Here is a 26,515-nt window from a genome sequence, read left to right on the forward strand (position 1 = left end):
TCTAGGGCTGAGGAAGGGCAGATTGCTCAGGTTGGAGTTGGCTCATCAGTGCCCGCAGAGGGGGCTTGGCCAATAGGGTTTGCGTATCGGCCACTAGGCGATCGCCCCAGAGGTTTTCCCGCTGGAATTCCACCGTGCCGTAGCGGCTATCGAGACGCAGGGCTTCCGCTGCCAGTTGTAGTGCTCTTGCTTCATTCCCCAGTTGCAGCAGGGCTGTGGCCAAAGCAAGTTTCGGCTCACTGGCTTTGGGGTCAATGTTTGCCGCCTGTTCCCAGTTTTTTGCCGCTTGGCGGATATTGCCTTGTTCATAGAGCACGAGGCCAATGTTGGTATAGGCTGGCCAAAACTGACGATCCAAGCGCAATGAGCGGCGGTATTGCTCGATCGCCCGATCCTTTTGTCCCAGTTTTAGATAGGCGTTGCCAAGGTTGAACCATTCCTCTTTGGCATCGGGTTTCAGTGCCAATCCCTGCTCGATCGCCCGCACTGAGGCTCCATAATGTCCGAGGCGAAAATGGGCAGAGCCTAAGTTGAAATAAGCCCCCGGATTTTTATCATTGAGTTTCAAAGACTGCTCTAGGGCTGGCACTGCATCCTTGGGTTGATTGACCGTGAGGTAGAGTCCCCCCAGCAATGCCCAAATTTCGTGGGCTTGAGGTGCCAACTGCACTGCCAGTTTTGCCCGCACCAACGCCTCTTGAAATTGCTGGAACTGTGCCAGTTGCAGGGCTTCTTGCGCCACAATAAAACCATTTTGCTCCATCTCCTTGGCATTGAGTTCAAGGGTGCGCGGTAACACCACTTGTGCCGTTGCCAGACTGCCACTCAGGAGAACAAGACCCAGACTCAGGGTTAAACGGGCAAGCATTTTAGGCACGATCAATTTCCGTGTTGCAAGCTAAGTGAATTCCTCTTTAGTTTGCCATACCCTACCGACGTTTGCGGTGACTGAGGGCAACTCTTGACAAAAGTGGAAGGGAGATGATTGCCTTTAGAGAAAAAATAGGCTAGCCTGTGCTTATTCAAAGATCGCTAATCAATTGCTGTCAATTTTTTAAACCCTATTCAAACCTGATTTTTAAGGAAATTTAACAATGAACCCTTCAAATGAAAACATTCCTAACTACATGGTTCCAGCGATTCTGTCCACGATTTGCTGCTGTTTGCCTTTCGGTATTGTCGCTATTATTTTTGCTGCCCAAGTCAATTCAAGGTTAGCAGTAGGCGATCGCGCCGGGGCGTTGGAGGCCTCAAACAAGGCCAAGCTATTTACTTGGATTTCGGTGATTGCGGGATTGCTCGGTGGTGCCCTTTATGCGGTACTCATGGTGCTCTCAATCATGGCTGAGCAAGGGGGGATGTAGCTCGCTGGCCAGTCGTTCATAGTGGTGGGGCGATCGCCAGCGCAGAAGATGGGTCACCGGCTGCTGTAGGAGTTCTGTCGTCAAACCGATGGCGCGGCGAGGATTCACCGTTGCGAGGGTCAACCCTGCTTCAAAATCGCAAACTCCCCAATCCACTAGGCGTCCCACCATTGCCAACAGCGGCACAGTGGTGCCACAGAGGGTGCCATCAGCCAGTCGTGCCGTCCCATTTTTCACTGCAATCTGCCGCTGATCCCAAGGATAGACCCCATCGCCTAACCCCAGCGGAGCAAGGGCATCACTCACCAAAAACAGGCGATCGCCTGCGCACTGCCACAACACCTTCAGCATTTGTGGATGAACATGCACCCCATCGCCAATCACACCGCACCAGACCCGCTGATCTGTCAAGGCTGCTGCTAACAGTCCCGGCTCGCGATGATGTAGAGGGGGCATGGCATTAAAGGCATGGGTGATCATTGTGGCACCGGCATCAAAAGCCGCCTGCGCTTCCTCCACGGTGGCCAAAGAGTGACCTAAACTCACGGTAATTCCCAACTGCCGCACATAGGGCAGCGCTTCACCATTGGTATCTAACTCTGGAGCAAGGGTGAGAATCTGAACGGTGTCACTGAACTCCCCTAAAACTGTTTGCACCCTTTCTAGGCTCAAGGGCTGAAGATGGGACTGAGGATGAGCACCGCGCTTCTGGGGATTGAGGAAAGGCCCCTCCAAATGCACACCTAAAATTTTGGCTTCAGGCTCTTGCGCATTGGGCACGTATTCGTGGATCACCCTCAAGGCAGTGTGAATTTCCGCTAGGGGAGCAGTCACAATCGTCGGGGCGTAGGCATCAATCCCCTCTTGCCAAAGATAGCGGCCAATTTTTGGCAGTGGTTCGGTGGTCTTTAACCAAGGAAAGGGAATGCCCAAGGCACCGTTAATTTGCAGATCGACGCCCCCAAGGGAGAGATAATCGCCGCCGAAGTCCAGCACCTCAGAGCCATCGGGGGGAATCAGGTCAGTGCCGATCGCCGTCACTTTACCATTTGTGAGTTGTACTTGTTGCCAGCGATCGCTCCCCAAAAGCCGCACGCGATCGAGCCATTGCTCAGTCATCATGCCGGCGTTGCTTGCAGATCAGGGCGTTCTTCAGGCACAATTGCCCCCTCCACGGGACACACTTGCAAACAAATGCCACAGTCAATACAGGTGGCAAAATCAATCCAGAACCAATCGGTGCCCTTGGCATTTTTCCCCGGTCCCGGATGAATACAGGCCACCGGACACGCCTCAACGCAATCGGCAACCCCTTCGCAGGTATTCGTGACAATGGTGTGCGCCACAGCGTTTTCCTCACTGAGAGTTGATTCAGGATCAATTCTAAAGCTCTAGGCTAGATCCCCAGATCTGACTTCGCCGCTTGAGCCGCCTCCAATAACATGGGTGTAGGGAGTTCCTCCCAATCGCGATCGCCGATCTCGGCATAGAAGGTTTCGTCATAGCTGCGGGTTTGGATCACCACAGGCATCGGCACCGCATGACCCAGCACAAGCGCCTGTTGTTTAGAATCCAGCTTGGCCAACACCGATCGCAACTGCTGCGAACCCGCCACCCCAGTGAAAATGGCCTCAATGTCCTTTTCATCGTTAAGGAGTGCGGTGATGCGGGTGCCAATTTGCGACATGATCTCGCTATCAATGCCCGAAGGCCGTTGATCAACAACGAGGAGCGTGACAAAGTACTTGCGCATTTCGCGGGCGATCGTCCCAAAAATCGTTTGCTTCACCGTCGCTGCATTCAAGAAGCGGTGAGCCTCCTCAATCGTGATCACCAGTTGACGCGGGCGATCGCTGGGATTTTTGGTTTGCAAAAAAATCTCCGACTGCTGCACATAGGCTTGGTGGATGCGGCGGGCAATAATATTCGTCGCCAGCATATAGGAGAGCATATTGGCTTGGGAGCCAAACTCAATCACCACATGTTGACCCGCCGCAAGAGTGTCCAAAATCTGACCAATGTAGTTCTTGGTACAGGTATTCCGCAGGTACTTCAGTTGCTCTAGCCGTGTCAGTTTGCGTTGCAGCGCCATGATCGAGGCTTTGCTGCCCATCTTCGTTTCGCAAAACTCCTGAATCTCCTGATTTGTCATCACCAAAAGGCGACTAATCCAACCCTTGCCAAACTCATTGCGCAGAATAATGGCATTTTCGAGGCTGGCTTCTGAAAGGTTAAGTTCCCCCTGCACCAGCGCCAGATCCTCCACCTCAATTTGATCAAAGCCAATGTAGAGTTCTTGGGCATCGCGCACCCCCCGCCGTTGCGTGGATTCGGGATCAAGGGTATAGATCTTCACCTGCTGTGGAAACAGTTGCCGCAATCCCTTAACGGTGCTGACTGACTTGCCTTCACGGGTGGCTTCCCAGCCATACTCCGAGTGCATATCAAAAATCAAGTTCACCGCCGCCTGTTTGCGGATAATCCCCGACAGCAACAGCCGCGTTAGGAAGGATTTGCCCGTCCCCGACTTGCCAAAGATGCCGTTGCTGCGCTCGACAAAGCGATCCAAGTCCAAACAGATGGGGACTGCCATATCTAAGGGAGTCCCAATGGCAAAGTTGCGCCGCTGCGGATCGTCTTCCCAGCCAAACACGGCGCGAAACTCCCGTTCACTGGCCTCATAGACAGGACTGAAATGGGCAGGGATCGTTTTTACGGGCAGTAAATCCTGCTCATCGTTGAGGATCATCAACATCGGTGCCACACTTAGCGTCGCAAACGTGCCCGTACCCGCCAGTACCTCCTGCAAAAAGGTATCCTCAAGGGCGGGGGGATTGAGCAGAATGCGGGGATTGGCCGTACCAAGCACGACATCCGTCAGCAGACAAAAGAAGCGCGATCGCTGGCCTTGCACCACCAAAAATTGACCAACCCGCAGTTCCTCAACGGAGACGCTACCACTGAGCCGCACTTCAAGGCCTTGACTGAGGGAACCTTGGACGACAATTCCCAGTTGTTGAGCCGTCATCGTTTATTGCGCCTTCAGGAGCTGAATGCGTTGGGGGTCGCCAAACCGCGGAGCAGGGGCTTGGCGGTGAAATTCAGCACCCAGTCTTTGGGTCGCTTGTAGCGTTTGACTCAGGTGCTGCACATAGCGATCCTGTGCCCGCCGAAACCCTTCTAGGTTGTCTCCGCCATTGAGAAGCGCAAAGCAGACAGTGCCGTATTTTGCTGTGGGTAAGACGCCAACCAACGCACTCACATTCCAAAGGGAACCGGTTTTCACCAGTGTGGCGGTGGGTAACTGACGATACTCAACGGTGCCGCGATCGCGCCCCGCCATGGGTAGCACATCCGCCAAACTGTGGTTTTTCTGAGCGAGCATCTTCTGAAGCGCCAAAAGCATCCCACACGCCGCCCGGGGAGAAATGCGATTCTCCTCCCCCAGACCTGAGCCGTTGATCAGTTGAATTTCACTGGGGGGTACATTGGCTTTACGGGCGGCCACTTGAGCTACGGTTGCAGCACCCCCTGCCATCTCGGCTAGCGTTTCCGCAATCTCATTATTACTGTAGATATTCATTTGCCGCACAATTTCCCCCAAGGGGAGTGAGCGATGCTCGAGGCGCAGGGTAACACTCGCAGGGATCGTGCTTTGGAAGCGTGTTTCACCCGTCATACTTACTTGGGGGCGGGGTTGTCCCTTCAGGTGCTGTTCATAGGCCGTTTGAATTTCAGGCGTCCAGCGGCGGTGATCTAGGGCGAGTTTGAATAGCGCTGCGGCGGTCTGGGGTTCAGGGTAAAAGTTCATTACAAAAGGGGGAACGATGACTAAATTCCCCTGCACTTGACGAATGCCCAAGCGATTGAGGGCATTACCGATGGCGATCGCCTCCTCCCAGACAAAGAGGGGATCATTGCCGCCAATCAAGACCAAGTCCCCCCTGAGAACACCATTTTGCAGCGTGCCTGTGGTGCCGATGCGAGTCAGAAACTGATAGTCAAAGGGGTATTTATCCAGCACAGCGAGGCTCGTGGCAATTTTAGTGACCGATGCAGCCGCAAGGGGGCGATCGCCTTGGTGGTTCACGAGTAACTGCTGAGCACTTTGAACCCAGATGCCCTGTTGATTGGGCAAGAAGCCTTCCTGAGCCAAGGTTTGCAGGTAGCGATCGCGATACTGATACAGTGCCACCTCAGAGGGAAAGATGACTGCCTTTAATGCCTCAATGCGCGGCTGTCCCCAGTACCATGCCAATGCTGCCAACAAATCTAGCATACCCGTTCTAATTTGCTGTCAATTGCCACCATCCCAAACTGGGGCCAATAAAGCGAACCGTTAACCAAATCACCACCAGCAGGCCAATCCCTACCCACGTGCCCCGCGTCACCCACTTCTGAATCAGCAGCAGTTGCTCCTTCTTGAGCCAGCCCCCCTTTTCTTGACCGTAGGCCTCACCGAGGGTTTCTTTGCGCCGTTTTGCCTCACCCATACTCGCTGCTCGAACGGTTACAATCTCTATCCTAGATACTTTTGCGGGGCAATGACCCTCTAGGACTCAACGATTGGGCACACCACACCAAACTTCGCCAGCTTTTGCAACACCTTAGCCGCACTCTCCTCAATCGTCTCCAAATCCGTGCGGCATTCCACCTCTGGATTCAAGGGTGGCTCATAGGGGTCATCAATCCCCGTAAAATTGCGAATCTCCCCTGCCCGCGCCCGTTTATAGAGTCCCTTTACATCCCGCTGCTCACACACTGTCAAGGGGGCATTCACATAAACCTCAACAAAGCGGCCAATTTTATGCCGCACCTCATCCCGAATCTCGCGATAGGGCGAAATTGCCGAGACAATCACGATCACCCCGTGGCGAGTCAGCAGTTGAGCCACAAAGCCAATGCGGCGGATATTTTCATCCCGATCCTCTTTAGAAAACCCCAGCCCCTTTGTCAAATGCTGGCGGACAATATCGCCATCGAGAAGTTCAACAGCATGGCCAGCCGCCTGAAGCTGCTTGTGGACATAGTGAGCCAGCGTTGTTTTACCAGCCCCAGAGAGACCAGTAAACTAGAGAGTTAAGCCTTCGGAGTGGGTCATAGGAGGTCAATACAGTTAAGTGGACTGCGGCAACCAGTGAGGGTCTAGGGGGCTAAGACAAAGTTCACTAACTTGCCGGGAACGACAATCACTTTTTTGATCGTTTTGCCCGCTAGGTAGCGTTGGCCAATCTCCGACTGCTTGGCGGCTTCCTCCAGTTCCACTTGACTAGCCGTGGCAGGCACTTGGATCGCGCCACGGGTTTTGCCCATGACCTGAATGACAAGGGTGATTTCATCGGCAACGAGGGCAGTGGGGTCTGCTTTTGGCCAGGGCTGGCGGTGGATGGAGTCGGTGCCACCCAGTTGGTGCCAGAGTTCTTCACTGATGTGGGGGGCAAAGGGGGCGAGTAGGGTGAGTAGGGTTTGGATGCCTTCGCTATAGACCCCCGAAGTGTGGCAGTCGGCACTGCCAAGGGCATTACTGAGTTTCATTAGTTCGGCAACAGCGGTATTGAGTTGATAGTCGCCTTCCAGATCGTCGCTAATTTCTTTGATGGCAGTGTGAATGGCACGGCGCAGCTCTTTTTCCGTTTTAGTGAGGCTTGCCGGCAGGGGTTGACCCAGCTGACCACCCTTGGCTTTGAAGGTTTGCACGAGGCGCCAAACGCGGTTGAGAAAGCGAAATTGGCCTTCGACATCGGCATCGTCCCACTCGAGGTCTTTTTCGGGGGGCGCCTTGAAAAGGATGAACATGCGGGCAGTATCCGCCCCGTACTTCTGAATCACATCGCCGGGGGCAACGCCGTTGTACTTAGATTTGGACATTTTTTCATAGACCACCTCTAGGGGCTCCCCTGTGTCCGGGTCGGTGGGTTGGCTGAGATCGGCGATGCGGCTAGGAATGATGTACTTGCCCGTGCGCGGATTTTTGTAGGTGCGCCCTTGAACCATGCCTTGGGTGAGTAGGCGTTGGAAGGGTTCACTGACATGGACAAGCTGGCGATCGCGCAAAACTTTGGTGAAAAAGCGCGAGTAGAGCAAATGGAGAATGGCGTGCTCAATCCCCCCTACATACTGATCCACGGGTAACCAGTCCTTGATGGCCGCTGGGTCAAAGGGGGCTTCACTGTTGCGCGCATCGGCGTAGCGGAAGTAGTACCAAGAGGAGTCAATAAAGGTATCCATTGTGTCCGTTTCCCGCTGGGCAGGGGTACCACATTTCGGGCAGGGAACATCGCGCCACGCCGCAAGTTTGGCCAAGGGAGAAGGGCCACGACCGCTAAACTCCACCTCTTCTGGCAGCAGCACAGGTAACTCTGACCGCGGCACCGGCACCGCCCCACACTGCGGACAGTGAATGATCGGAATGGGCACACCCCAGTAGCGTTGGCGAGAAATGAGCCAATCCCGCAGCCGATACTGCACTTGTTCGCGTCCCCAACCTTGGGTAGCAGCATACTCGGTAATCGCTGCTTTGGCGGCGGTGGAGTCCATGCCATCAAATGGACCACTGTTGATCAATCTCCCCGGCTCCGTATAGGCGGCCTTGAGGCGGGCACTGGCTTTGCCGTCTGGGGGAATAATCACTTGGCGAATGGGGAGCTTGTGGGCTTTGGCAAACTGAAAATCGCGCTCATCGTGGGCAGGTACGCCCATCACGGCTCCAGTCCCATATTCGTAGAGGACATAATCGGCAATCCAGATAGGAATTTCCTCCCCAGTAAAAGGATTGACGGCTTTGCCACCGGTGGCCACACCGCGTTTGGGGCGATCGCCCGCTGTGCGTTCCAGTTCACTTTCCTGTTGGACACTGGCAATAAAGGCTTCGACGGTTTTGCGGCGGCGGCTAGTGGTGACTTTCGGTGTCAGGGGATGTTCGGGCGCCAGCACCACGTAGGTCACCCCATAGACGGTATCGGGACGGGTGGTAAAAACAGCAATTTTCTCATGACTGCCAACAATTGGGAATTCCAGATAGGCACCCGTGGACTTGCCGATCCAGTTGGCCTGCATCAATTTCACCCGCTCTGGCCAGCCCGTCAGTTGTTCCAAGTCATTCAACAGTTCCTCAGCATAGGCGGTAATTTTCAGGAACCATTGCTTAAGCAGTCGCCGTTCCACTAAGGCGCCCGATCGCCACGATCGCCCTTCGCTATCCACCTGCTCATTGGCCAAAACTGTTTGATCCACGGGATCCCAGTTCACCGCTGCTTCCTTCTGGTAGGCCAAACCCGCCTCAAAGAATTCCAAGAAGAGCCATTGCGTCCAGCGGTAGTAGTCGGGGTGACAGGTGGCTACTTCCCGTTCCCAATCGTAGGACAGGCCAAGGCGTTGCAGTTCTTGGCGCATTTGGGCAATGTTTTGCTGTGTCCAAACGCGAGGATGAATCCCCCGTTCAATGGCAGCATTTTCTGCCGGCAGGCCAAAGGCATCCCAGCCCATCGGGTGGAGAACGCGATAGCCCTGCATCCGCCGACAGCGGGCAATGACATCAGTAATGGTGTAGTTGCGGACGTGCCCCATATGCAGATTCCCAGAGGGGTAGGGAAACATCGAGAGGGCATAGAATTTCGGCTTTTGCGGATCGGTGTTGGTGCGATCGATCTGGCGGGCAGCCCATTCCTGTTGCCACTTGGCCTCAATCACTTGGGGGTCGTAGCGATCGTCCACAACAGTTTTCCCAAAAGAACAGCTTATCTATTGTATCTGGCACGTTCCTCTCCAAGATACGGCAACAGTGGTCTTAGCTTGCCGGTGCCGCAACGAGGCGTAGCCGATAGCCTTGACCATAGACCGTTTGAATGAGGGAGGGTTCGTCGGCATGCTCAATTTTGCGCCGTAGCAGTCGAATCTGGGCGGCCAATAGGTTGCGATTGACACAGGTCTGATCCGGCCACAGTTGACTAGCAATCAATTCATGGCTGAGAAGTTCCGTCGGGTGCTTGAGGAAAAGAGCTAGGAGCGCTGTTTCCTTCTCAGAGAGGGAGATACACTGTGTTCCTCGGTAGAGCAAGCGACCTTCGACATCGAGCCGCAGATCCTGCCAGCAAAGAATCGGTGCCGTACACCCCATCGTGTGGCGCCGTCGCAGCAGTGCTCGTACCCGTGCCAGCAATTCCCGCAGTTCAAAGGGTTTAACCAAGTAATCATCAGCACCGGCATCCAGACCCCGCACCCTGTCATCCACCGTATCTCGAGCAGTGAGAAAGAGAACGGGAGTCTCATCACCAGCTTGGCGCAATCGTTGACAAAGTTCTAGCCCCGTAGGCGGTGGCACCATCCAATCCAAAATTAAGAGGTGGTAGGGGCGCTGCGTTTGCCAGTAGGTTTGAGCCGTTTCACCATCGTAGGCCACGTCAACGTGGTAGCCCTCTTGGCGCAGGATGTGACCCAAGGGGTCGGCGAGTTCCGTTTCATCCTCTAGCAGCAGAATGTGCTCCACAACATGAATTGATGGCTGATGGACACCAAAATTTTAGCGAAATCCTCTTGAGTTAGGCGGCTGCTTGTAGCAACTGAGGCGGCACTGGAATTCCCGCTGCGATCGCCTCCGCTGGCAGTGTGGGTACAAGGCGATAACAGTAGAGAAGAAATTGCTCTAACCATGTTTGTAGCAGGTCTTGCTGCTTCTCATTGAGGTAGCGATCGGGAGCAGGTACTTGCTCAGTGTAAAAGGTCTCAACCCGAATCGTGCGCAGCCAAGGATGAGTCGGGCGGGTAATCAACCAGTAGTTACGCACAAGGGCACAACCGAGGTGATTCTGCACGATCTGGCTTGCCTTCCTAAACCATGGCAGATAGTTTTGCAGCGTCTGTACCACTGGTGGCGTAAACAAGGGGCGTACTGCGGATGTCACACCAAGCAGGTTCAGGATTTCACCCTCTAGTGCCAAGAGGTAGGCCAAATTGATAGGGAGAGACGCCTTAGCCCGAGCGTAGGACACCAGTAGTGTTTCTAGGGTGGCACGGCTCGCTTCTGGGAGTCCTTCAATCAACAGGAGAAGCTGATTTTCAGTTCGCAGGGGACTGGCAGAGAGGGCTGAGCCTTGGCGCTGATAAATTTCCCTCAGAGTATCGAGGAGAAGAGGCGGTAGCAGCATTGCTCAAGGAGTTAGTCTAAAAAGACCTAGGTAATCTTAATACTTTCTTTATATCTGTTTGTCGGGATGATGGAAGTAAGGGTTGCTACAGTTGACCCAAGAAAAACTTAGGGTATTGATAGGATGTTATAAATCTTCTAGCGATCGCTTGCCAATCCTCTAGGGAATACGCTATCTTAGACAAGCTAGAGCAACGCGGGGTAGAGCAGTCTGGTAGCTCGTCGGGCTCATAACCCGAAGGTCCATGGTTCAAATCCATGCCCCGCCATTCATGATGTTTAATCGATTCTGGCGCTTCTTAGCTCCTTTAATTCCTCTCCCTAGCTTGATTCTTGGCATGTCCACAGCGCAGACGGCTCAATATCGCTTGAGTGCGCTGAAGATTGAACTGGCACCCCAAGAACCTTTTACGGTACTGGCGATCGCTAATACGGGCAATGTCCCCCTCGACTTTAAGGTGCGGGTGCAGCAGTGGCAACAGCGGGCAACGGGGGAAGATGAACTCCATCTCTTACCCGCAAATAGCCTAGAGCTAGTCGCCTTTCCCAACCTCCTGCATCTGCCCGTGGGCGGACGGGCTGAAATTCGCCTTGGCCATCGCTTGCCGGCTGCTGATGTCGAGCGGACATATCGGCTTTTAGTTGCAGAAATTCCTCCAGCCCCTCAAGGAATCGGCTCAGAAACGCGCCTCGTAACGGTGCATAGCCTACCCGTATTTATCAAACCAGCGGTCATTCGGCGGCAGGGGCAACTCCTCAATGCCCAAGTGCAGCAGGGAACCCTGCAAATGACTGTCAGTAATCGGGGCAATGTGCATATCGAGGCGGATCAAATCACAGTCAGAGGCTTGGCGGAGAATGGTCAACGGCTCTTTGAGCTGCGCCCGCAACGGGAATATGTTCTTGCAGGGGTGACGCGGCCCTTAATGCCCATGCCTTTGCCCCAAGACCAGTGTGCAGCCGTGCGAATCCTACAGATTGTCTTGGACATTGCTGCCCATCCCCCCACCACCCAAATTGAGCGACCCACGGGGGTTTGCCGTTAGAGCCTTTGATTAAGAGCAGCAAAAAGACGCTGGCGATCGCCCTCTAGAGCCTGATCTAGTTCTGGCAAAAAGGTGTTGTCTGGCCACAGCGGCGCGAATAAAGTCACCATTGGCAGACTGTCAATGGCAATGAAAAAGTCGGTGGGTTGGGGGCCATCAATGTGGCGACTATTGACGCCAAAACCGGCACGGGTATAGGTAATCGCCACGGCAGGCGCCGCCGAACGCAACCACTCAAGGGGTGTTGGCTGACCAGCTATGGAGCGCACCATCTGTTCCAGTTGCTCCGGGCTACCTGACCAAACGGAGGCCAAGAGGTCACGGCGGTTGTTAGGGTCATCCCATGCCTTGAGAAAGGTTTGCAGCGTTGCAGGAGCCTTCAATGTTGCCTCTTGGGGGTTGGCCAAGGGTTGCAGCCATGCAGCTAGGGGGTCGGTGTCCCGAGGGAGTTCCCCTTGCCACCAGCGGAGGAGGGTTGACACTTGACGCACATAGGCGCCTGAGGGGCGATCGCTGGCAATGTCCTGCTCAAGCTGACGATAACGCTCCGTGACCGCCGTCAGAACTGGTTGATAAAAGGGTGCGAGGGGAGCAACCCGCCAAGCCGGACTGGTGATGAAGATGGGATGGCGCAGCACCTCAAGGATCAGGGCTTGGGTGGCGAGTTGCGGTTGATTCTTACGAATGAGGGCTAAGCCGAGACCCAGAAAATTGCCCCGTTTAGCCGGTACCAGTTGAGCCGCTTTGGCAAAGGTAGGAACTGCTGCACCCAAATTGCCCTCGCGCCAATAAAGCCATGCCAAGTTACTATAACCAAACTCAAGGTAGGGGGACAGCTCAATTCCTTTTTCAAACTCAACCGTTGCTGTACGCAAGAGGTTTGCCCGTGCTGTGGGGTTGTCTGTCATCATGCCCCGCTGGCCATAGTGCCACCCCCGTTGCAGCGGATAGTAGGGTTCCCAAGGGGCGAGTTCCTGAGCATGGAAGAGCTTCTCAGTAAAGCGATTCCAGTCGGGAGGGGTTTCCAAGAGGGCTAGAAAACCTTCGCTGCTACTTGCCCAAGCACGGTGAATCGGTGTCAGCCAACCCACCATCACTAGGATGATTCCTAAAGCCACGCCCACCAGCGAGAGTGCCCAGCGTACCCGCAACCGTTGGGGAGGAGTTTGCCCTTGGCCTGTGCGAATCAGGGTTGTTAAGAGGGTAAGTTCAATTAGGAAGAGGCCACCAATGCCAACATTGTCCAGTTGAAAATCCGTAAGACTGAGTACGCCGTAGCCCCAAAGCGCAAGGTAGAGGGCGATCGCCAGCCGTTGTTCCCGTTGTGTTAAGTTCGGCCACCAGCAACGATAGCGCATTGCCCAATAAACCAGTAGCCCCACCCCCAAGAGCAATACGGCAATGCCCCAAAGGCCAAGTTCGGCCCACAGTTGTACGGGGGTACTGTGGAGTTGATAGATCCACTCCGCTTCACGGCCAGCCCAGCCCGGACGATAGTGCTGATACCACAGGGGCACACTGCCTAAGCCATTGCCCCTCAGAGGATGGGCGGCCCCCATCCGCCAGCCAACAATACTGGTAATCCAGCGGTAGGCTAGTTCGCTCCCTTGTCCTCCCTGCCAGAGAGCCACTAAGCTGCGGCGCAGGCGATCGTTGGCCAAAGCGACCACCGCTAAGCCCACCAAAGCCAACAAGCCCCACCAAGAGCGACGCTGGCGGCGATAGTGCCAAACCCAACCCACGCCAAGGGGAATGACCATTGCCAGTAAGCCGAGGCCGCCCCCCCGTGAAAATGTTGTATAGAGGGTAACTAGACCCAAAAGCAGCACCGCCATCCAAAACCGGCGCGATCCACTGGCTTCTGCTTCTATGGCCAACAGTCCTACCAAGGGTAGAGCCAATAGGAGATAGCCCGCCACGTAATTTTGGTGGCCAAAGGGTGCCCAGTTGCGGAGTTCCAAAGTGTCCACATTGAGGTGGGGCGTTAATCCTTGGGGAGTATCAAAAATTGCCGGGGCGATCGCTGTGCCCAGCCAAAGGCCTAAACTGACAAGAATCACGAGGGCAGTGAGATAGCCTTGAAAGCGCACAATTTGCCAGCGGCGTTCTGGGGTGCGCAACCAAGCCCCGAGGGGATAAAGAACAGCAATACCTCCCAACAGTGCCCAGCCATACCAGCGAGCCTGATGGGGAAAAGTACTCCACGTCCCTGAAATCGCCAATGCCAACAGGAGTAATAGCACTACGCCATCAAAGCCATTTCCCAAGGGCTGCACCCGCCGTTGATAGGCCAACACCTGCAAAAACCAAAGCAGAGGCACCCCCAGCGCGGCTTGCCAGAGTAAGACCCAAGGCCACGCCACCATGAGACTGTGACTATCGGGTAGAAGCGTAAAAAAGGTATAGCCAGCTGCTGTGAACAACCCCAGCAGAATGCCCTCCTGTTTCGCTGCCTGTTCGCCCCAATGTTTTGCCGTCATCGGTGATGCTAAAAGGGTTTAAAGCCGCTCCAACCGCTTTGATGAGCCTTGTCCTGATTCTAGGTGAATTCTTAGGCAAAGGCTGCCACCACCCGATCCATGGCTTCAACCACATTTTCCCGACTATTAAAGGCCGAAAGGCGCAGATAGCCCTCACCCGCTGCCCCAAAACCAGCACCGGGGGTACCCACTACATAGCAAGTGTGCAGCAATTTATCGAAAAAGTCCCAACTGCCAATCCCTTGGGGCGTCTTCAGCCAGACATAGGGAGCATTGACCCCACCATAGACTGCAAAGCCCGCTTGGGTGAGTTTTTCGCGAATGAGACGGGCATTGTCCATATAGAAGGCCACCAGTTCCCGTACTTGGGCTTGACCGGCTTCAGAGTAAACCGCCTCGGCGCCCCGCTGCACCATGTAGGACACACCATTAAACTTCGTGGATTGCCGCCGTTGCCACAGCGCCCAGAGTTCGACGGCCTCGCCACTGGGGGTTTGCCCCTTGAGACCCTTGGGTACTACGGTAAAGGCACAGCGAGTTCCCGTAAATCCGGCATTTTTCGAGAAGGAGCGGAATTCAATGGCACACTCGCGGGCACCGGGAATTTCATAGATGGAGTGGGGAATAGCGGGATCGGTAATAAAAGCTTCGTAGGCGGCATCAAAGAAGATAATTGCTTGGTGGGCACGGGCATAGTCCACCCACGCCTCTAAATGCTCCCGTGTGGCCACCGCACCGGTGGGATTGTTGGGGAAGCAGAGGTAGATTAAGTCCACAGGTTCACTGGGTAGCGTGGCGGTGAAGTGGTTTTCAGCGGTAATCGGCAAATAGACCAGTCCAGTGTACTCCCCGCGTTCATTGGCTTCCCCCGTGTGCCCTGCCATGACATTGGTATCCACATAGACGGGATAAACGGGGTCGGTAACGGCAATGCGGTTGCCGTCGCCAAAAATATCGAGGATATTCCCTGTGTCGCACTTGGAGCCGTCGGAAATAAAAATTTCACTGGCATCAATGTCGCAGCCGCGGGCTTGGAAGTCGTGGGCGGCAATTTTTTCCCGTAGCCAAGGATACCCCTGCTCAGGCCCATAGCCTTTGAAGGTGGCGCGATCGCCCATTTCTTCCACCGCTTGAATCATTGCTTGACGACAGGCTGCCGGCAGCGGTTCGGTGACATCCCCAATGCCGAGACGAATCAGGGGGGCATCGGGATGGGCTTGCAAGAATTGATTGACACGGCGGGCAATTTCCGGAAAGAGATACCCTGCCTTGAGTTTGAGGTAGTTTGCGTTAACAAAGGCCATAGATTAGACTGCAATCAGGGAGATTTGTTAAATTTTAACCTCAAACATTCTAAAGTGATGCTTTAATTTGGGCAACTCAATATCTTTCAGGATGAGCACCCTAAAGAATACGGGATTATTCACGCTTTCCTCACTCATATTCGCCAGCGATTGCTCTATAAGCCTCTGGAACTGCACAGTAAAGCTCACGGTCTGAAAAGCAGTACTTGCAGCAAAAGTGAGTCCTCCATTGGGGCGATCGCTGGTTGGTATAACTAAATTGGGTCAGCACTTTTACAAATCACATAACCAGCGACAGATCGATGCAATTTGATTTGGATTGTTTAGGTTAGCAGCGTTGGCAAGTAATCCCTTTTCCAGTTGATCCCATATCTCGACCGCCATTTTCTTCTCAATCGCTGCACCTATAAAGAAAACATGCGGGGAGTGTTTCGCTTTCGAAAACGCTTCACGGATACGGTCAAGAGCCGCTCGCGCAGTTTTCCAATGCTCGTCTGTGCCTGCTGGGTCTATTCCCCCTTTGAGTTCACCGAGTGCAATATAAGACGTGGCCAATTGATGCTCTGTGGACTGCAACTCCTCAGGGCTAAGGTTAAATAAACACATGTCCACATTGTTTTTCACCAAAGGGACGGTCAAGTTGTCAATCAAGGTGCGCGACTTACCCATGCTTTCCCAGCTCAAGCCACGCAAAGACAACTCGATTTCCAAGTCATCGTCAGTCATGTCAACCCACCGCCTAGTCTTTGAATGTTGCCATCTATAACTGATGCCAGCTATCGCCAGCGTTGAAATGATTGCGCGAGTAAGTTTTCTCTGCGCTAAGACGCCGCCAATGTTGCGCATTGATCCGCCGAGGGCGTCGCCACGCGTCAGCAGAAACCTGAACACTAGTTCTTCAATAAATTTCTCTCCCGCTGGCTCAAGAAATTCTTGATGAGGCCATTGATGGCTTCCGCCTTGTCTGCTGGCTGTAGATGAACCAGCGCCTTGTCAGATAATCCTGCTGCCCTGAGAAGACCTACTTCTATGCCTTTGATAGCCAGCAAATCAGCAGGGGTTTTAGCCCTTGATGCAGCTTCTTGCAATGCCCTTGCTTCGGCGACGTAAGGCGTAGAGCGACGATTCTTTTCGAGCGCAAGAGCAACAAAGCCTGCGCGTGTGGCTTCATAGCTCGTAACGAGATCATCACTAGACTGAAGATGGTTTCGGTATGGGCGCAAAGACATTACAATTTTCTCCAGATGTAAATGCCCTTACGTAGAGCTTCGCGTCCGTACTCCCCCATCTGCTGGCTACTATTGCCTTTGCCGTTTGGCAAAACGAGAATACGTTCAACATAAAAGCCTAATTTCTCTGCAATATCAGAGAGGATCATATCGACCGAAACGCTCGCTCCTGCATAACGGACATTATCGTTGACCATAAACAAGAGTGCGTTTGGTTTCAATACACGCGCACATTCGGCGACAACACAAGCCATCTCATAAAAATAGCCTTTTACCATCCGAGGAATTCCGTTATTGTTCAGAGCCCGTTGCGCTTTTTGGTCTTCCAAGTACTTCAGAATGGCTTGTAATAGTTCCTCCTCATCAGCAGCAGCCAATGCCGTTGCCCATTGCGGGTTAATGCCCAACAAGTCTTTTGGGCGATTTTCCACTGTACAACTAAGCATCTCTTGGCGAAGTCTCAGTAGTTTTTGTTCATCTGTGCCCAACAACGCGAGTTCCAGTGCATAGGTACGCGTATAGTCATAGCGGTTGCAGTAAGGCGGAGAGGTCAGAATTGCATCGTAGGTGCTGTCGGGTAATTGCGGCAATATTTGAAGACATGAACCCTCAAACAAACGGATTTGAGCCTGAAGTTTTTCCGCAGCAAACAAAGTTGTTTGATGATTGGGTGATACATCTTCTAAAATCTCGTTTATCTTTTCACAAATAGCCTGATCGAACTCTAGGATTTCGCCCTTGTCGAAAATTTTCTTACCCTGTGTGCGTCCAGAGCGGTAATCCCACCGAAGGTATTGACCATCCTTTCGAGTAAAACTGATGGATTCCAGTACACAAAGTAAAGCAAAGCGCAAGATGGATTGAACTCTACTATTCTCGACTTGGTACGCGCCTATATATTTTTCGATGGCTTCCTTTGTTGTTTTGGGATAAGCTCCCTGTGTGATTCGCAGCTCTGGCAAGGGAACACTTATTTGCGACTCTTTCCAAACTCTCAACGTCGACCATTGGCACAATCTCTCGAAGTCTTCAGGGGTGAATTCGGCATCTAGAATTTGTTTGGCCGCAATGATTTCGCGACCAATGGGTAACAACTCGATCCCATCTGCATCTATACCCATTGCACTTGCAGCAAACAAAGCTGTTCCACTGCCTGCGAAAGGATCCAGAATTCTACCTGCGTTAATACCGTTATGAAATAGATGTTCGACTAAAGAAGCTGAAAACGCTTCTTTGAACTTGTACCAACGATAAGAAGGTCTAGTTTTATTGCCTTGGAAACTCACCAAAAAACGCGAGAGTGTAGGGTCAATGTCGAATCTGTTTCTGAACCGATCGTGTAGCTGCTTATCAAGATGTCTAATAGTGCTGAGGAACTCAGGGGGTTGAGACAATACAGCAGTGGATGCCGTAGTATATTGCATTTCAATAGCTGAATACTAAACGTACCGATAGGTTGTGACCTCTCGCCTGCACGAGGAGACTGCTGCTCTCGGTTAAGTGTTTCTGTCTCCGGGGCAGCCAGTTGTGCTTCACGGCTCTCACTCCAACTGAGCAAAGATCGACAAAAAAGATAGTGATGCCAATCGATCAACCCTCGAGTATTTCCTGTAGCCGCGATCGCGCCCTTTCAAAGGCCTCGGCCAATTTCTGAGGTTGAGATCCGCCGGCCTGAGCAAAGTTGGGACGCCCGCCGCCGCGGCCACCACAGACTTGGGCGAGTTCCGCCACCAGTTGACCGGCATGAACCCCCCGCTCTACAACGTCCGGACTGGCGGCGACTAAAAGGTTCACTTTGTCAGCAGCCGGTTGAGTGGCCAACACCACAGCTCCACTGCCCAGTTTATTCAGGAGCCATTCAGCGGCGGTTTTTAGCCCTTGGGGATCTACCCCCGCCAGCGAGGCAATAAGCAGATGGGTAGCGCCGATGGCTTCAGCCTGCTCCAAGAGGGCTTGGGTTTTGGCAAGAGCTAGTTCGGCTTTGAGGTGTTCCAGTTCCTTTTGCTGGGCTTTGAGATCCGCTTGGAGTTGGCTAATGCGATCTAGAATCTCTTCCGGTTTGGCTTTGAAGCGATCGCACAACTCGCGGACAATGCTATCGCGCTGTTGCAAATAGTCACGCACCGCCGGTCCAGCAATGGCTTCAATGCGGCGAATCCCAGCCGCCACACCACTTTCGCTAATGATCTTAAAGAGGCCAATTTCAGCAGTGTTGTGGACATGGGTGCCACCACAGAGTTCCATAGAGACACCGGGAATATCGAGAACGCGCACCTGCTCACCGTATTTTTCACCAAACATGGCGATCGCCCCCTTGGCCTTGGCTTCATTGAGCGCCATGATACTCGTGTGGGTGGCATGGCTTTCACTAATCCACGTGTTGATTTGATCTTCAATCTGTTGCAGCTCTTCGCGAGTGAGGGCACGGGGGCAGTTAAAGTCAAACCGCAGCCGATCAAAAGCCACCAGTGATCCCGCCTGGGAAATGTTTTCGTCAATCCGCTTTTTCAAGGCCGCCTGCAAGAGATGCGTTGCGGTGTGGTGCGCCTGAACCCGCCGCCGACAACTGAGATCAATTTGGGCGCTCACGCGATCGCCAACGCTGAGGCTGCCCCGCTCCACTTTGCCGTAGTGAACAAACACTTCCTTTTGCTTTTGCACATCGTAGATTTGCACTAGCGCATCACTGGTGGCGAGATACCCGCGATCGCCAATTTGGCCACCGGATTCAGCATAGAAGGGAGTTTCCTCAAGGATCACCTGCACTTCAGTCCCTGCTGTTGCCGTTGTTACCGGATGACCCGCCACCAAAATCGCTGTTACGGTCGTGGTCAAACTAAACTCGTCATAGCCACGAAACTGCGTCGGATGCAGTTGATCCGCTAGGGAGTCAATCCCCTCCTGAACGGTAATATCAATGGTTTCGTGAGCGGCTTGGGAGCGTTGCCGCTGCTCGGCCATACAGGCTTCAAACTCAGCCACATCCACACCAATGCCTTGCTCAGCGGCAATCTCTTGGGTCAACTCCAAGGGGAAGCCATAGGTATCAAAAAGAACGAAAGCATCGCGCCCTGCCAATTGTGGTTTACTGCGTTTTTTGCCCTTAGTTGTCTTCAATGGAGCGAGCATCTCCGCTAAGAGCTTCTCACCCCGATCCAAGGTCTTAAGAAACTGTTCCTCCTCCCGCTGGAGTTCGCTGAGAATCACTGTCTGCCGCTCGCGCACATTGGGATAGACATTGGCAGCCAGATCAATCGCCACTTGAGCCAAGGCAGGGGTCACCAGTTCATTGATCCCCAACAGCCGACTATGGCGGACAATGCGCCGAATCAATCGCCGCAGGACATAGCCACGCCCCACATTACTGGCGGTGACGCCATCGGCAATGAGATGAACCACGGCACGGGTGTGATCGCCAATCACCTTGAGGGACGTTTTGGTGCTGGCATTGGCTTTGCGGTACTGAATCCCGGCTCGCTGCGCTGCCGCCTCAATCATCGGGAAAATTAAGTCTGTCTCGTAGTTGTTGGGCACCCCTTGCAGAACCTGCGCCATTCGCTCCAAGCCCATACCGGTATCAATGTTTTTCGCCTTGAGGGGGGTGCGGCGCCCTTGATCGTCTTGGTTCAACTCCATGAACACCAGGTTGTAGAGTTCGATGAAGCGGCGATCGTCATCGAGATCAACGTCAGCTAGCCCCTTTTCCGGATAGAAGTCGTAGTAAATCTCAGAACAAGGGCCACAGGGACCCGTTGGCCCCGCCGTCCAGAAGTTGCTCTCCTCTCCCATGCGCTGGATGCGCTCCTTGGGCAAGCCCACTTGGCGATGCCAAATGTCATAGGCCTCATCGTCATTTTCAAAGACGCTCACCAAGAGCCGTTCCGGGGGCAAACCATAAACCGTGGTCATCAATTCCCATGCCCAACCAATGGCCTCCGCCTTGAAGTAGTCGCCAAAGCTGAAGTTGCCCAACATTTCAAAGAACGTGTGGTGGCGAGCAGTGCGACCCACATTTTCAATGTCATTGGTGCGCAGACACTTTTGCGCAGTGGTGACGCGGCGTACCTTTGGCGTTTCTTGGCCGAGGAAAATGGGTTTGAAGGGGAGCATGCCGGCGATCGTCAGCAGCACCGTCGGATCCTCTGGAATCAGCGAGGCACTGGGCAAAATCGTGTGTCCCTTAGCGGCATAGAACTCAAGGAATTTTTGGCGAATTTGATCACCTGTGAGGGCAATTGTCGCCGACGCAGAGGGGGACGAGGTCATTGGAGCAACGTCTCAACGGAGCGCAACAAACGGCAAGAACATTATTTCATCATACTGGATTGTACTCTGGGAATAAGGCACCCCATTGGCAGGATTTACGAGAATAGCCATGACTGAGCCAGCCACCCGCTCTGAAATGGGTCAACTCCTTGAGGAAGTGAGAGGAATGCGCGCTAATATGAGAAAGTTGCTGATCTGAGCGATCGCCAGCGGGTGGTGGATGCCCGCCTATGGGGTTTTATTGTCGCCCTTGTCAGGGGATTTTGGCTTATCTTGTCAAGTTGTCTTTTCTTTGATAGGAGTTAGCGCACAAACACGCCGGGCAAAAAGGTTTCGAGATAAAGATGAATCAATTGGCGGCCAAAGAGACCACTGACAATAGCCGCTACTGCCAAAAAAGGGCCAAAGGGAATCGGTTGCCGCCGCTGAATCCAACCGAGGGCAATCCCCAGTCCACCCATCAGGCCACCGAGGGCACAGGCCAAGAAAAAGGTAACGAGCAATCCCTGCCAACCTAGCCAAGCCCCGATCATCGCCGCCAGTTTGCTATCCCCTCCCCCCATGACCTCCTGACCAAGGGCGATCGCCCCCCCCCAGCGGATCAGATCAAAGAGCCAAATGCCAATCACTGCGGCAATGATGCCTTCCGTGAGTCCGCCTAGACCCGTCGTTAACCCTCTCAGGAGCAGGCCGACAATCAACCCCCATTTTGTCAGGGGATGGGGCAGCGTCATCGTGTCTAGATCAATCAAGGCCAAAGCCAAGAGCCACGCACTCAGCAGCCAGAGCACAAGGGTTTGCACTTGCCAGCCACTCACAGCCACAATCAGGACGTACAGCAGTGCCGTCAACAGCTCAATCGCAGGATACCGCCAAGAAATGGGTGCATGGCAGTAACGACATTGCCCCCGCACGAATAGCCAGCCCAAAATTGGGATATTGTCCCAGGGCTTGAGTGTGGTCAAACAGATCGGGCAGCGAGACGGCGGATAAAGGAGCGATCGCCCACTCGGCACACGGTAGATCACAACATTGAGAAAGCTCCCCACCGCTGCCCCAAGGCCAAAGACAAGGCAGTAGCTAGCAAAGGTCAAAAAAGTTAGTGCAGTTATAGGCGTGTTACTTCCGGCAGATGATCGTAGGGAATAAAGCATTCTTGGGGCAGCAGCACTGGTTGGCTAGTAAACAGCACATAGCCCCGCAGGGTTTGCCGATTAACAGCGACACCCGCAGGCACCGTTTTTGCCCCATGAACCTGCTGGTAGAGATTATAGATGGATTGAGCAGCGGCTAATAGGGGGGTATCAACGGTTTCCATGGTCTGCAAAACTGGCATGTGCCCCACTCCTCGGCAAGCGAACAATTAGAAACGGTTATGTTTGGTTTTGAGCCAATCATCAGTTCTCGCCAAGCGCTCCGCCTATGCAAAAGCAGATCTGAAATCCTCTACCTGACTATCAATCATCTTGTCTTAGCAAAGCGATAGCATAGGGGTAGGATGGCGCTAAGACATCTTCCTCGTGAAATCACCTCAGGAGAGTATTCATGAAGGAATTGATTGTTTCACCATGCCCAGCCCCCTGGCGATCGCTAGCCTCGCCCTGTAGCTATTGACTGTGTTCCTTGTTTCCTCACAACTCCTTTGACCCAACCATGAACTCACAGCAGTTCTCCCTTGCCAATCATCTGCACCATTTACCTCATCCTGTCTTGGCGGGCGATCGCAAGGGCACCATTCTTTATGCCAACGCTGCGGCGCAACGGTTATTGAACCACGCTAGTACCGATTTAGCGGGCCTCTCCGTCATCGAGCTACTGTCCGCCAACTTTGACCTCTCCCTAGAGCGGTTCCAGCAAGTGCTCAACACCCAAACCCCGGCACAATGGGACTGCTATGATCCGCCCAAACAGCAGTGGTGGCAACTGGATTTAACCGCTGATGCTCACGGCTGGACCCTGACCCTAACGGAAATTACCGAACGCTATCGCCATTGGCTGCTCCAAGAAGCGCGGGTTAATGAACTGGAAAAATGGTGGCAGCGATTTCACACCCTGACGGAGATAGGTCAACAGCTCTTCTGGGAAATCCAAGGAGAGTGGTGTTATTGGTACGGTGACAGTCAAGGGGTGCTGGGGTACCCCCTAGAGCAATTGCCCAAAACCCTGCGAGCGTGGCAGCAACTCATCTACCCAGAGGATCAAGAGCGCTTTTGGCAAGCCATCCCTCAGCAAGGGGGAGCAACACCCTGCGATTTGGAATATCGCCTGCGCCATGCCAATGGTGCGTATGTGTGGGTGCGCGATCGCTGGGAATATCGGCAGGAACCACCAAACACCACAACCGTCATCGGCGTCATGGTCAATATCCATGACCAAAAGATACAGGAAATGCGCCTGCGGGAAAGCGAACAACGCTATCGCAACCTCGTAGATCACCTACCCGCCGTGGTGTATCGCTGTGCCATTGATGCTTCGTGGACGATGGAATACCTAAGTCCCAAGTTCACCGAGCTGACGGGGTATCTCCCGAGCGAACTGGTGCACAATCAGGTTCGTAGCTACGCTAGTATTACGCATCCAGAAGATAGCGATCGCGTTGATTGCACAATCCATGAGGCTCTTGCCAAGGGCTTCCCCTTTAGTGTCGGCTACCGCATTTTCTGTGCTGATGGGTCGGAGCGTTGGGTACATGAGTACGGTCAGGGAGTCTATGACGTAACCGGCAAAGCCTATGCAATTGAGGGCATCATTGTGGATGAAACAGAACGGATTCAGTCAGAGCAAGCCCTCAGAGAAAGTGAGTATCGCTGGCGTGCGGTCTTTGAAAATGCCCAAGTCGGGATTATTGTCACTAGCCCTGCTAACCACTACCGCCTTGTGTATTGCAATCCCTTTTTTTGCCAATTTGTCGGCTACACCGCTCCTGAACTGGCAAATCTCACCGCCCATGATCTGACCTTTGCTGAAGATTGGCCTGACGAGGCGGCTCTCATCCAAGAGTGTCAACTGGGACTGCGCAACACCTATCAAATTGTCAAGCGTTACCGCCACAAAAAGGGGCACACCGTCTGGGGAAATTTAACCCTCTCCTGTGTGCGCAATGCCAATGGTGAGCCTCACCTGCTGATTGCCCTGATTGATGACATTACTAGCCAACGCCAACTGCAACTCGCCCTCGATCGCGAGCGCAACCGCTATGAGCAGTTAGTGAACAATTGTCCCGTCATCATTTTGACTCTCAATCGCGACAAAACTCTCTTAACCAGTAATTGGGTTGGCTTGAAGACACTGGCAGCGGCTCAAGTGGTGCCCGGTATGCCATTTTCGGCACTGCTCCATCCCCAAGAATCAGTGACTCGGGTGGAAGCCCTGATTGACCGCGTTCTGGACAGAGAAACCATTAACGACGAAGAAATTCTGCTGCGTTGCCGCACCGATGCTCCCTGTGATATGCTCAGCCACCTTTTTCCCCTGCTGGATGAGGAGGAAGAAATTGTCGGCTGTGTGGTGGTCTGTACTGATATTAGCGATCGCAAACGTGCCCTTGCTGAACTGGATGAGCGCGAGGCTCAATATCGCAGTGTTTTCGAGTCTGTGGCCGATGGCCTAGTGATCTATGACACCGAAAACCTACAGATCGTTGAGGTCAATGATGCCATCTGCGACATCTATGGTTTCAGTCGTAGTGAATGCCTTGAACTCCAACCTGAGGATTTTCTGCACCCCGACTACCGCGATCAGTTTCAGGAATTCCTAGAGACGATTCGGCATCAGCCCACTTGGCACGGTGTCAGCAAGCATCGCTGTAGCGATGGCCAGGTTATTGATGTGGATATCTTTGCCACAAGGTTGCGCTACAAAGGCAAAAATCAAGTCCTCTGCGTCATCCGCGATATTACACAAATCAAGCGTTTTGAAGAAACTCAAGTGGCGATCGCTAAAGAACTCAGCCGACGGGAAGCACTCTTTCGCAATCTCATTAACGATTTAGATGTGGGAGTGATGCTGTTGTCTGCTGATCTCTACGCAAAAGTGATTAATCCTCGGGGCTGTGAGCTGCTGGGGGTCAAGGAAGCGGACATCATTGGTCAAAAACCAACAGAAATGGCTTGGGATGCCCTCAACGATGCCGGGGAACCAATGCCGCCAGCGGCTTTTCCGCTGATGATTGCCATTGCTCAAAAGCAACGGGTACAAGGGGTGATGGGCATTCTCAATCAACAAACCCAACAGCGGCTCTGGCTGCAAGTGACCGCTGATCCAGAAGTCACGGCAACGGGGAGCATTGAGCAGGTGATTCTCACCTTTAGCGATATTAGCGATCGCAAGCACTACGAGGCCTACCTTCAAGATCAAGCCGTTCGCCAGCGGGAACTCAACCAGCTCATTCAGGAGATTCGCGAAGCCCCTGATCTCAATCAGGCCTTTGCCAAGGCGGTACAGGAGGTGTGTCATATCCTGCGGGTCGATCGCGCCATTGTCGTCAAGTACGAGCCAGAACAGCACCACTGGATTCCCCTAGTGGAGTTTCTCAACAAACCCTATATAACCCCTAGCGTGGGGATAACGATTCCAGACGAGCATAATCCCATTGCCGCAACCCTCCGCCAAGGAAAAATTGCCGAGCTGCCTGCCCTAGAGAATCTGGATCCCACCGATGCAGTGAACCGTGCAATTGCTCAAGTGCTCGGTGGTGGCTGGCTCATTGCCCCAATTCGGATCAATCAGCAGATTTGGGGGGCTTTTTCCTTTCAGCGTTTTAATCATTCCAGCGGCTGGACAGATGAGGAACGCCAACTCATTCTCTCCTTCACCGATCAACTGGCAATTACCATTCAGCAAACAAACTTGTATGACTCACTGCAATTGGCCAATGCCGAACTCTCCCGCCTTGCGACCATTGATGGCCTCACCCAGATTGCCAATCGGCGCTATTTTGACCAGGATTTGCAGCAGCAGTGGCAGTTAGCCCAGCGAGAACAGACGAACATTTCCCTGATTCTTTGTGATGTCGATTTCTTCAAGAACTTCAACGACCACTACGGCCACCAAGCAGGGGATGACTGCCTGATCGCGATCGCGAAAATATTAACCCAAGCGGTGCGCCGTCCCACCGATTTAGCCGCACGCTACGGTGGTGAGGAATTTGCCTTGATTTTGCCCAATACCGATCTCACTGGCAGTCTGTGCGTCGCCGAACGCATCCAACAGCTTCTCTATGCCTTGGAGATTCCCCATATGGCCTCCTCAGTGAGCGATCGCGTCACCCTGAGTATGGGCATTGTCAGCTTGCTGCCCCAAGTCGGCCAACCGGTGAATGAATTCATCACCCTTGCTGATCAGCAGCTCTATCTCGCCAAGCGGGGCGGGCGCGATCGCTATTGCTATGCTTAGACTCTTGCTTAGTGAGAACTCTGTCGTAGGCCTTCAGCAGATGGTGGGGCTTGAGGGCAGTCACTTGGTAGCTCACCAAAATCAGTAGCACAGCCACGAGGGCGATCGGTAGCCCCAAGGGCAGGAACAGTCTATGCTTTGGATCATGGCTAATCATGCGCCGCAACCGCTGGCCAAAAATTTTCAACTTGCCCCGCCAGCCCTGATGATCTTGCACCCGTGGCCTTTGGGAGGGCTTTCCTAACAAGCGCTGCTGCCAGTAGTCATCGTGGCCAATGAGCAAAAATCGC

General features: G+C 53.5%; 20 protein-coding genes, 1 tRNA gene and 1 pseudogene. 4 read left to right on the top strand and 18 right to left on the bottom strand.

Features of this window, described 5'->3' with window-relative positions; translation table 11 throughout:
- Position 1 precedes the first annotated feature (1 nt).
- Positions 2 to 868, bottom strand: a complete 867-nt coding sequence (locus tag RHJ02_RS09375; protein WP_302676020.1) for a tetratricopeptide repeat protein — start codon at positions 866 to 868, stop codon at positions 2 to 4.
- A gap of 226 nt (positions 869 to 1,094) precedes the next feature.
- Between RHJ02_RS09375 and RHJ02_RS09380 the strand changes: the two genes are divergently transcribed.
- Positions 1,095 to 1,364 carry a CD225/dispanin family protein gene (locus RHJ02_RS09380; RefSeq protein ID WP_149818861.1) on the top strand — a complete coding sequence of 90 codons (270 nt, stop codon included), beginning with the start codon at positions 1,095 to 1,097 and terminating at the stop codon, positions 1,362 to 1,364.
- Here RHJ02_RS09380 and nagA read toward each other — a convergent pair.
- From nagA to RHJ02_RS09425, 9 genes are all read right to left on the bottom strand, one after another.
- Entirely contained in the window at positions 1,335 to 2,486 is a 1,152-nt protein-coding gene (gene nagA, locus RHJ02_RS09385; protein WP_310800162.1) for an N-acetylglucosamine-6-phosphate deacetylase, read from the bottom strand. The genes RHJ02_RS09380 and nagA overlap by 30 nt on opposite strands.
- Positions 2,483 to 2,710 (bottom strand): ferredoxin family protein, encoded by a 228-nt coding sequence (locus RHJ02_RS09390; RefSeq protein WP_011057929.1) that lies wholly within the window; start codon positions 2,708 to 2,710, stop codon positions 2,483 to 2,485. The genes nagA and RHJ02_RS09390 overlap by 4 nt, the downstream gene beginning before the upstream one ends.
- Before the next feature lie 50 nt (positions 2,711 to 2,760).
- On the bottom strand, positions 2,761 to 4,392 hold the full coding sequence (locus RHJ02_RS09395) for an ATP-binding protein (RefSeq protein ID WP_206199942.1): 1,632 nt from the start codon (positions 4,390 to 4,392) through the stop codon (positions 2,761 to 2,763).
- 3 nt (positions 4,393 to 4,395) lie between these two features.
- Complete coding sequence (locus RHJ02_RS09400; RefSeq protein WP_310800163.1) at positions 4,396 to 5,643, bottom strand: D-alanyl-D-alanine carboxypeptidase; 1,248 nt, start codon at positions 5,641 to 5,643, stop codon at positions 4,396 to 4,398.
- A gap of 7 nt (positions 5,644 to 5,650) precedes the next feature.
- Complete coding sequence (locus tag RHJ02_RS09405; protein ID WP_302678153.1) at positions 5,651 to 5,857, bottom strand: DUF2839 domain-containing protein; 207 nt, start codon at positions 5,855 to 5,857, stop codon at positions 5,651 to 5,653.
- Between the two features lie 59 nt (positions 5,858 to 5,916).
- A complete protein-coding gene (gene cysC / locus RHJ02_RS09410) occupies positions 5,917 to 6,402 on the bottom strand; it encodes an adenylyl-sulfate kinase (protein ID WP_310743551.1) in 486 nt (161 codons plus the stop codon).
- A 107-nt stretch (positions 6,403 to 6,509) separates the two neighbouring features.
- On the bottom strand, positions 6,510 to 9,077 hold the full coding sequence (gene leuS, locus RHJ02_RS09415; RefSeq protein WP_310800164.1) for a leucine--tRNA ligase: 2,568 nt from the start codon (positions 9,075 to 9,077) through the stop codon (positions 6,510 to 6,512).
- Between the two features lie 73 nt (positions 9,078 to 9,150).
- Complete coding sequence (locus tag RHJ02_RS09420; protein WP_310800165.1) at positions 9,151 to 9,849, bottom strand: response regulator transcription factor; 699 nt, start codon at positions 9,847 to 9,849, stop codon at positions 9,151 to 9,153.
- 52 nt (positions 9,850 to 9,901) lie between these two features.
- Positions 9,902 to 10,507, bottom strand: coding sequence for a hypothetical protein (locus RHJ02_RS09425; protein WP_206199947.1), 606 nt, complete (start codon positions 10,505 to 10,507; stop codon positions 9,902 to 9,904).
- Positions 10,508 to 10,701: 194 nt separating this feature from the next.
- On the opposite strand from RHJ02_RS09425, the gene RHJ02_RS09430 reads away from it, so the two are divergent.
- Together RHJ02_RS09430 and RHJ02_RS09435 are read left to right on the top strand one after the other, a co-directional pair.
- Positions 10,702 to 10,775: transfer RNA gene (locus RHJ02_RS09430), tRNA-Met, on the top strand.
- A gap of 69 nt (positions 10,776 to 10,844) precedes the next feature.
- Positions 10,845 to 11,552: a fimbria/pilus periplasmic chaperone gene (locus tag RHJ02_RS09435; RefSeq protein WP_310742956.1), complete on the top strand. Its 708-nt coding sequence runs from the start codon at positions 10,845 to 10,847 to the stop codon at positions 11,550 to 11,552.
- Here the strand turns inward: RHJ02_RS09435 and RHJ02_RS09440 are convergent.
- The 7 genes and pseudogenes from RHJ02_RS09440 to RHJ02_RS09475 all read right to left on the bottom strand — a co-directional run bounded on the left by RHJ02_RS09440 (position 11,549) and on the right by RHJ02_RS09475 (position 22,167).
- Complete coding sequence (locus RHJ02_RS09440; protein WP_310800166.1) at positions 11,549 to 14,032, bottom strand: O-antigen ligase family protein; 2,484 nt, start codon at positions 14,030 to 14,032, stop codon at positions 11,549 to 11,551. The two genes, RHJ02_RS09435 and RHJ02_RS09440, sit on opposite strands and share 4 nt — an antisense overlap.
- 71 nt (positions 14,033 to 14,103) lie before the next feature.
- Complete coding sequence (locus RHJ02_RS09445) at positions 14,104 to 15,336, bottom strand: LL-diaminopimelate aminotransferase (RefSeq protein ID WP_206199950.1); 1,233 nt, start codon at positions 15,334 to 15,336, stop codon at positions 14,104 to 14,106.
- Positions 15,337 to 15,609: 273 nt separating this feature from the next.
- Positions 15,610 to 16,565 (bottom strand): annotated as a pseudogene (locus tag RHJ02_RS13095) (type II restriction endonuclease).
- On the bottom strand, positions 16,565 to 17,989 hold the full coding sequence (locus RHJ02_RS09460) for a site-specific DNA-methyltransferase (RefSeq protein WP_315863388.1): 1,425 nt from the start codon (positions 17,987 to 17,989) through the stop codon (positions 16,565 to 16,567). The pseudogene RHJ02_RS13095 and the gene RHJ02_RS09460 overlap by 1 nt, the downstream one beginning before the upstream one ends.
- 166 nt (positions 17,990 to 18,155) lie before the next feature.
- Positions 18,156 to 20,831: an alanine--tRNA ligase gene (gene alaS / locus RHJ02_RS09465; protein WP_310800169.1), complete on the bottom strand. Its 2,676-nt coding sequence runs from the start codon at positions 20,829 to 20,831 to the stop codon at positions 18,156 to 18,158.
- Between the two features lie 302 nt (positions 20,832 to 21,133).
- Entirely contained in the window at positions 21,134 to 21,985 is an 852-nt protein-coding gene (locus tag RHJ02_RS09470) for a prepilin peptidase (RefSeq protein WP_399363943.1), read from the bottom strand.
- Entirely contained in the window at positions 21,940 to 22,167 is a 228-nt protein-coding gene (locus tag RHJ02_RS09475; RefSeq protein ID WP_225901554.1) for a hypothetical protein, read from the bottom strand. Before RHJ02_RS09475 ends, RHJ02_RS09470 begins: the two co-directional genes overlap by 46 nt.
- 317 nt (positions 22,168 to 22,484) lie before the next feature.
- On the opposite strand from RHJ02_RS09475, the gene RHJ02_RS09480 reads away from it, so the two are divergent.
- A complete protein-coding gene (locus RHJ02_RS09480; RefSeq protein ID WP_310800170.1) occupies positions 22,485 to 26,225 on the top strand; it encodes a PAS domain S-box protein in 3,741 nt (1,246 codons plus the stop codon).
- Here the strand turns inward: RHJ02_RS09480 and RHJ02_RS09485 are convergent.
- Positions 26,158 to 26,508, bottom strand: coding sequence for a hypothetical protein (locus RHJ02_RS09485; protein WP_206199956.1), 351 nt, complete (start codon positions 26,506 to 26,508; stop codon positions 26,158 to 26,160). The genes RHJ02_RS09480 and RHJ02_RS09485 overlap by 68 nt on opposite strands.
- Positions 26,509 to 26,515: the final 7 nt, after the last annotated feature.

The sequence above is a fragment of the Thermosynechococcus sp. TG215 genome, assembly GCF_031583455.1.
Classification (GTDB): Bacteria; Cyanobacteriota; Cyanobacteriia; order Thermosynechococcales; family Thermosynechococcaceae; genus Thermosynechococcus.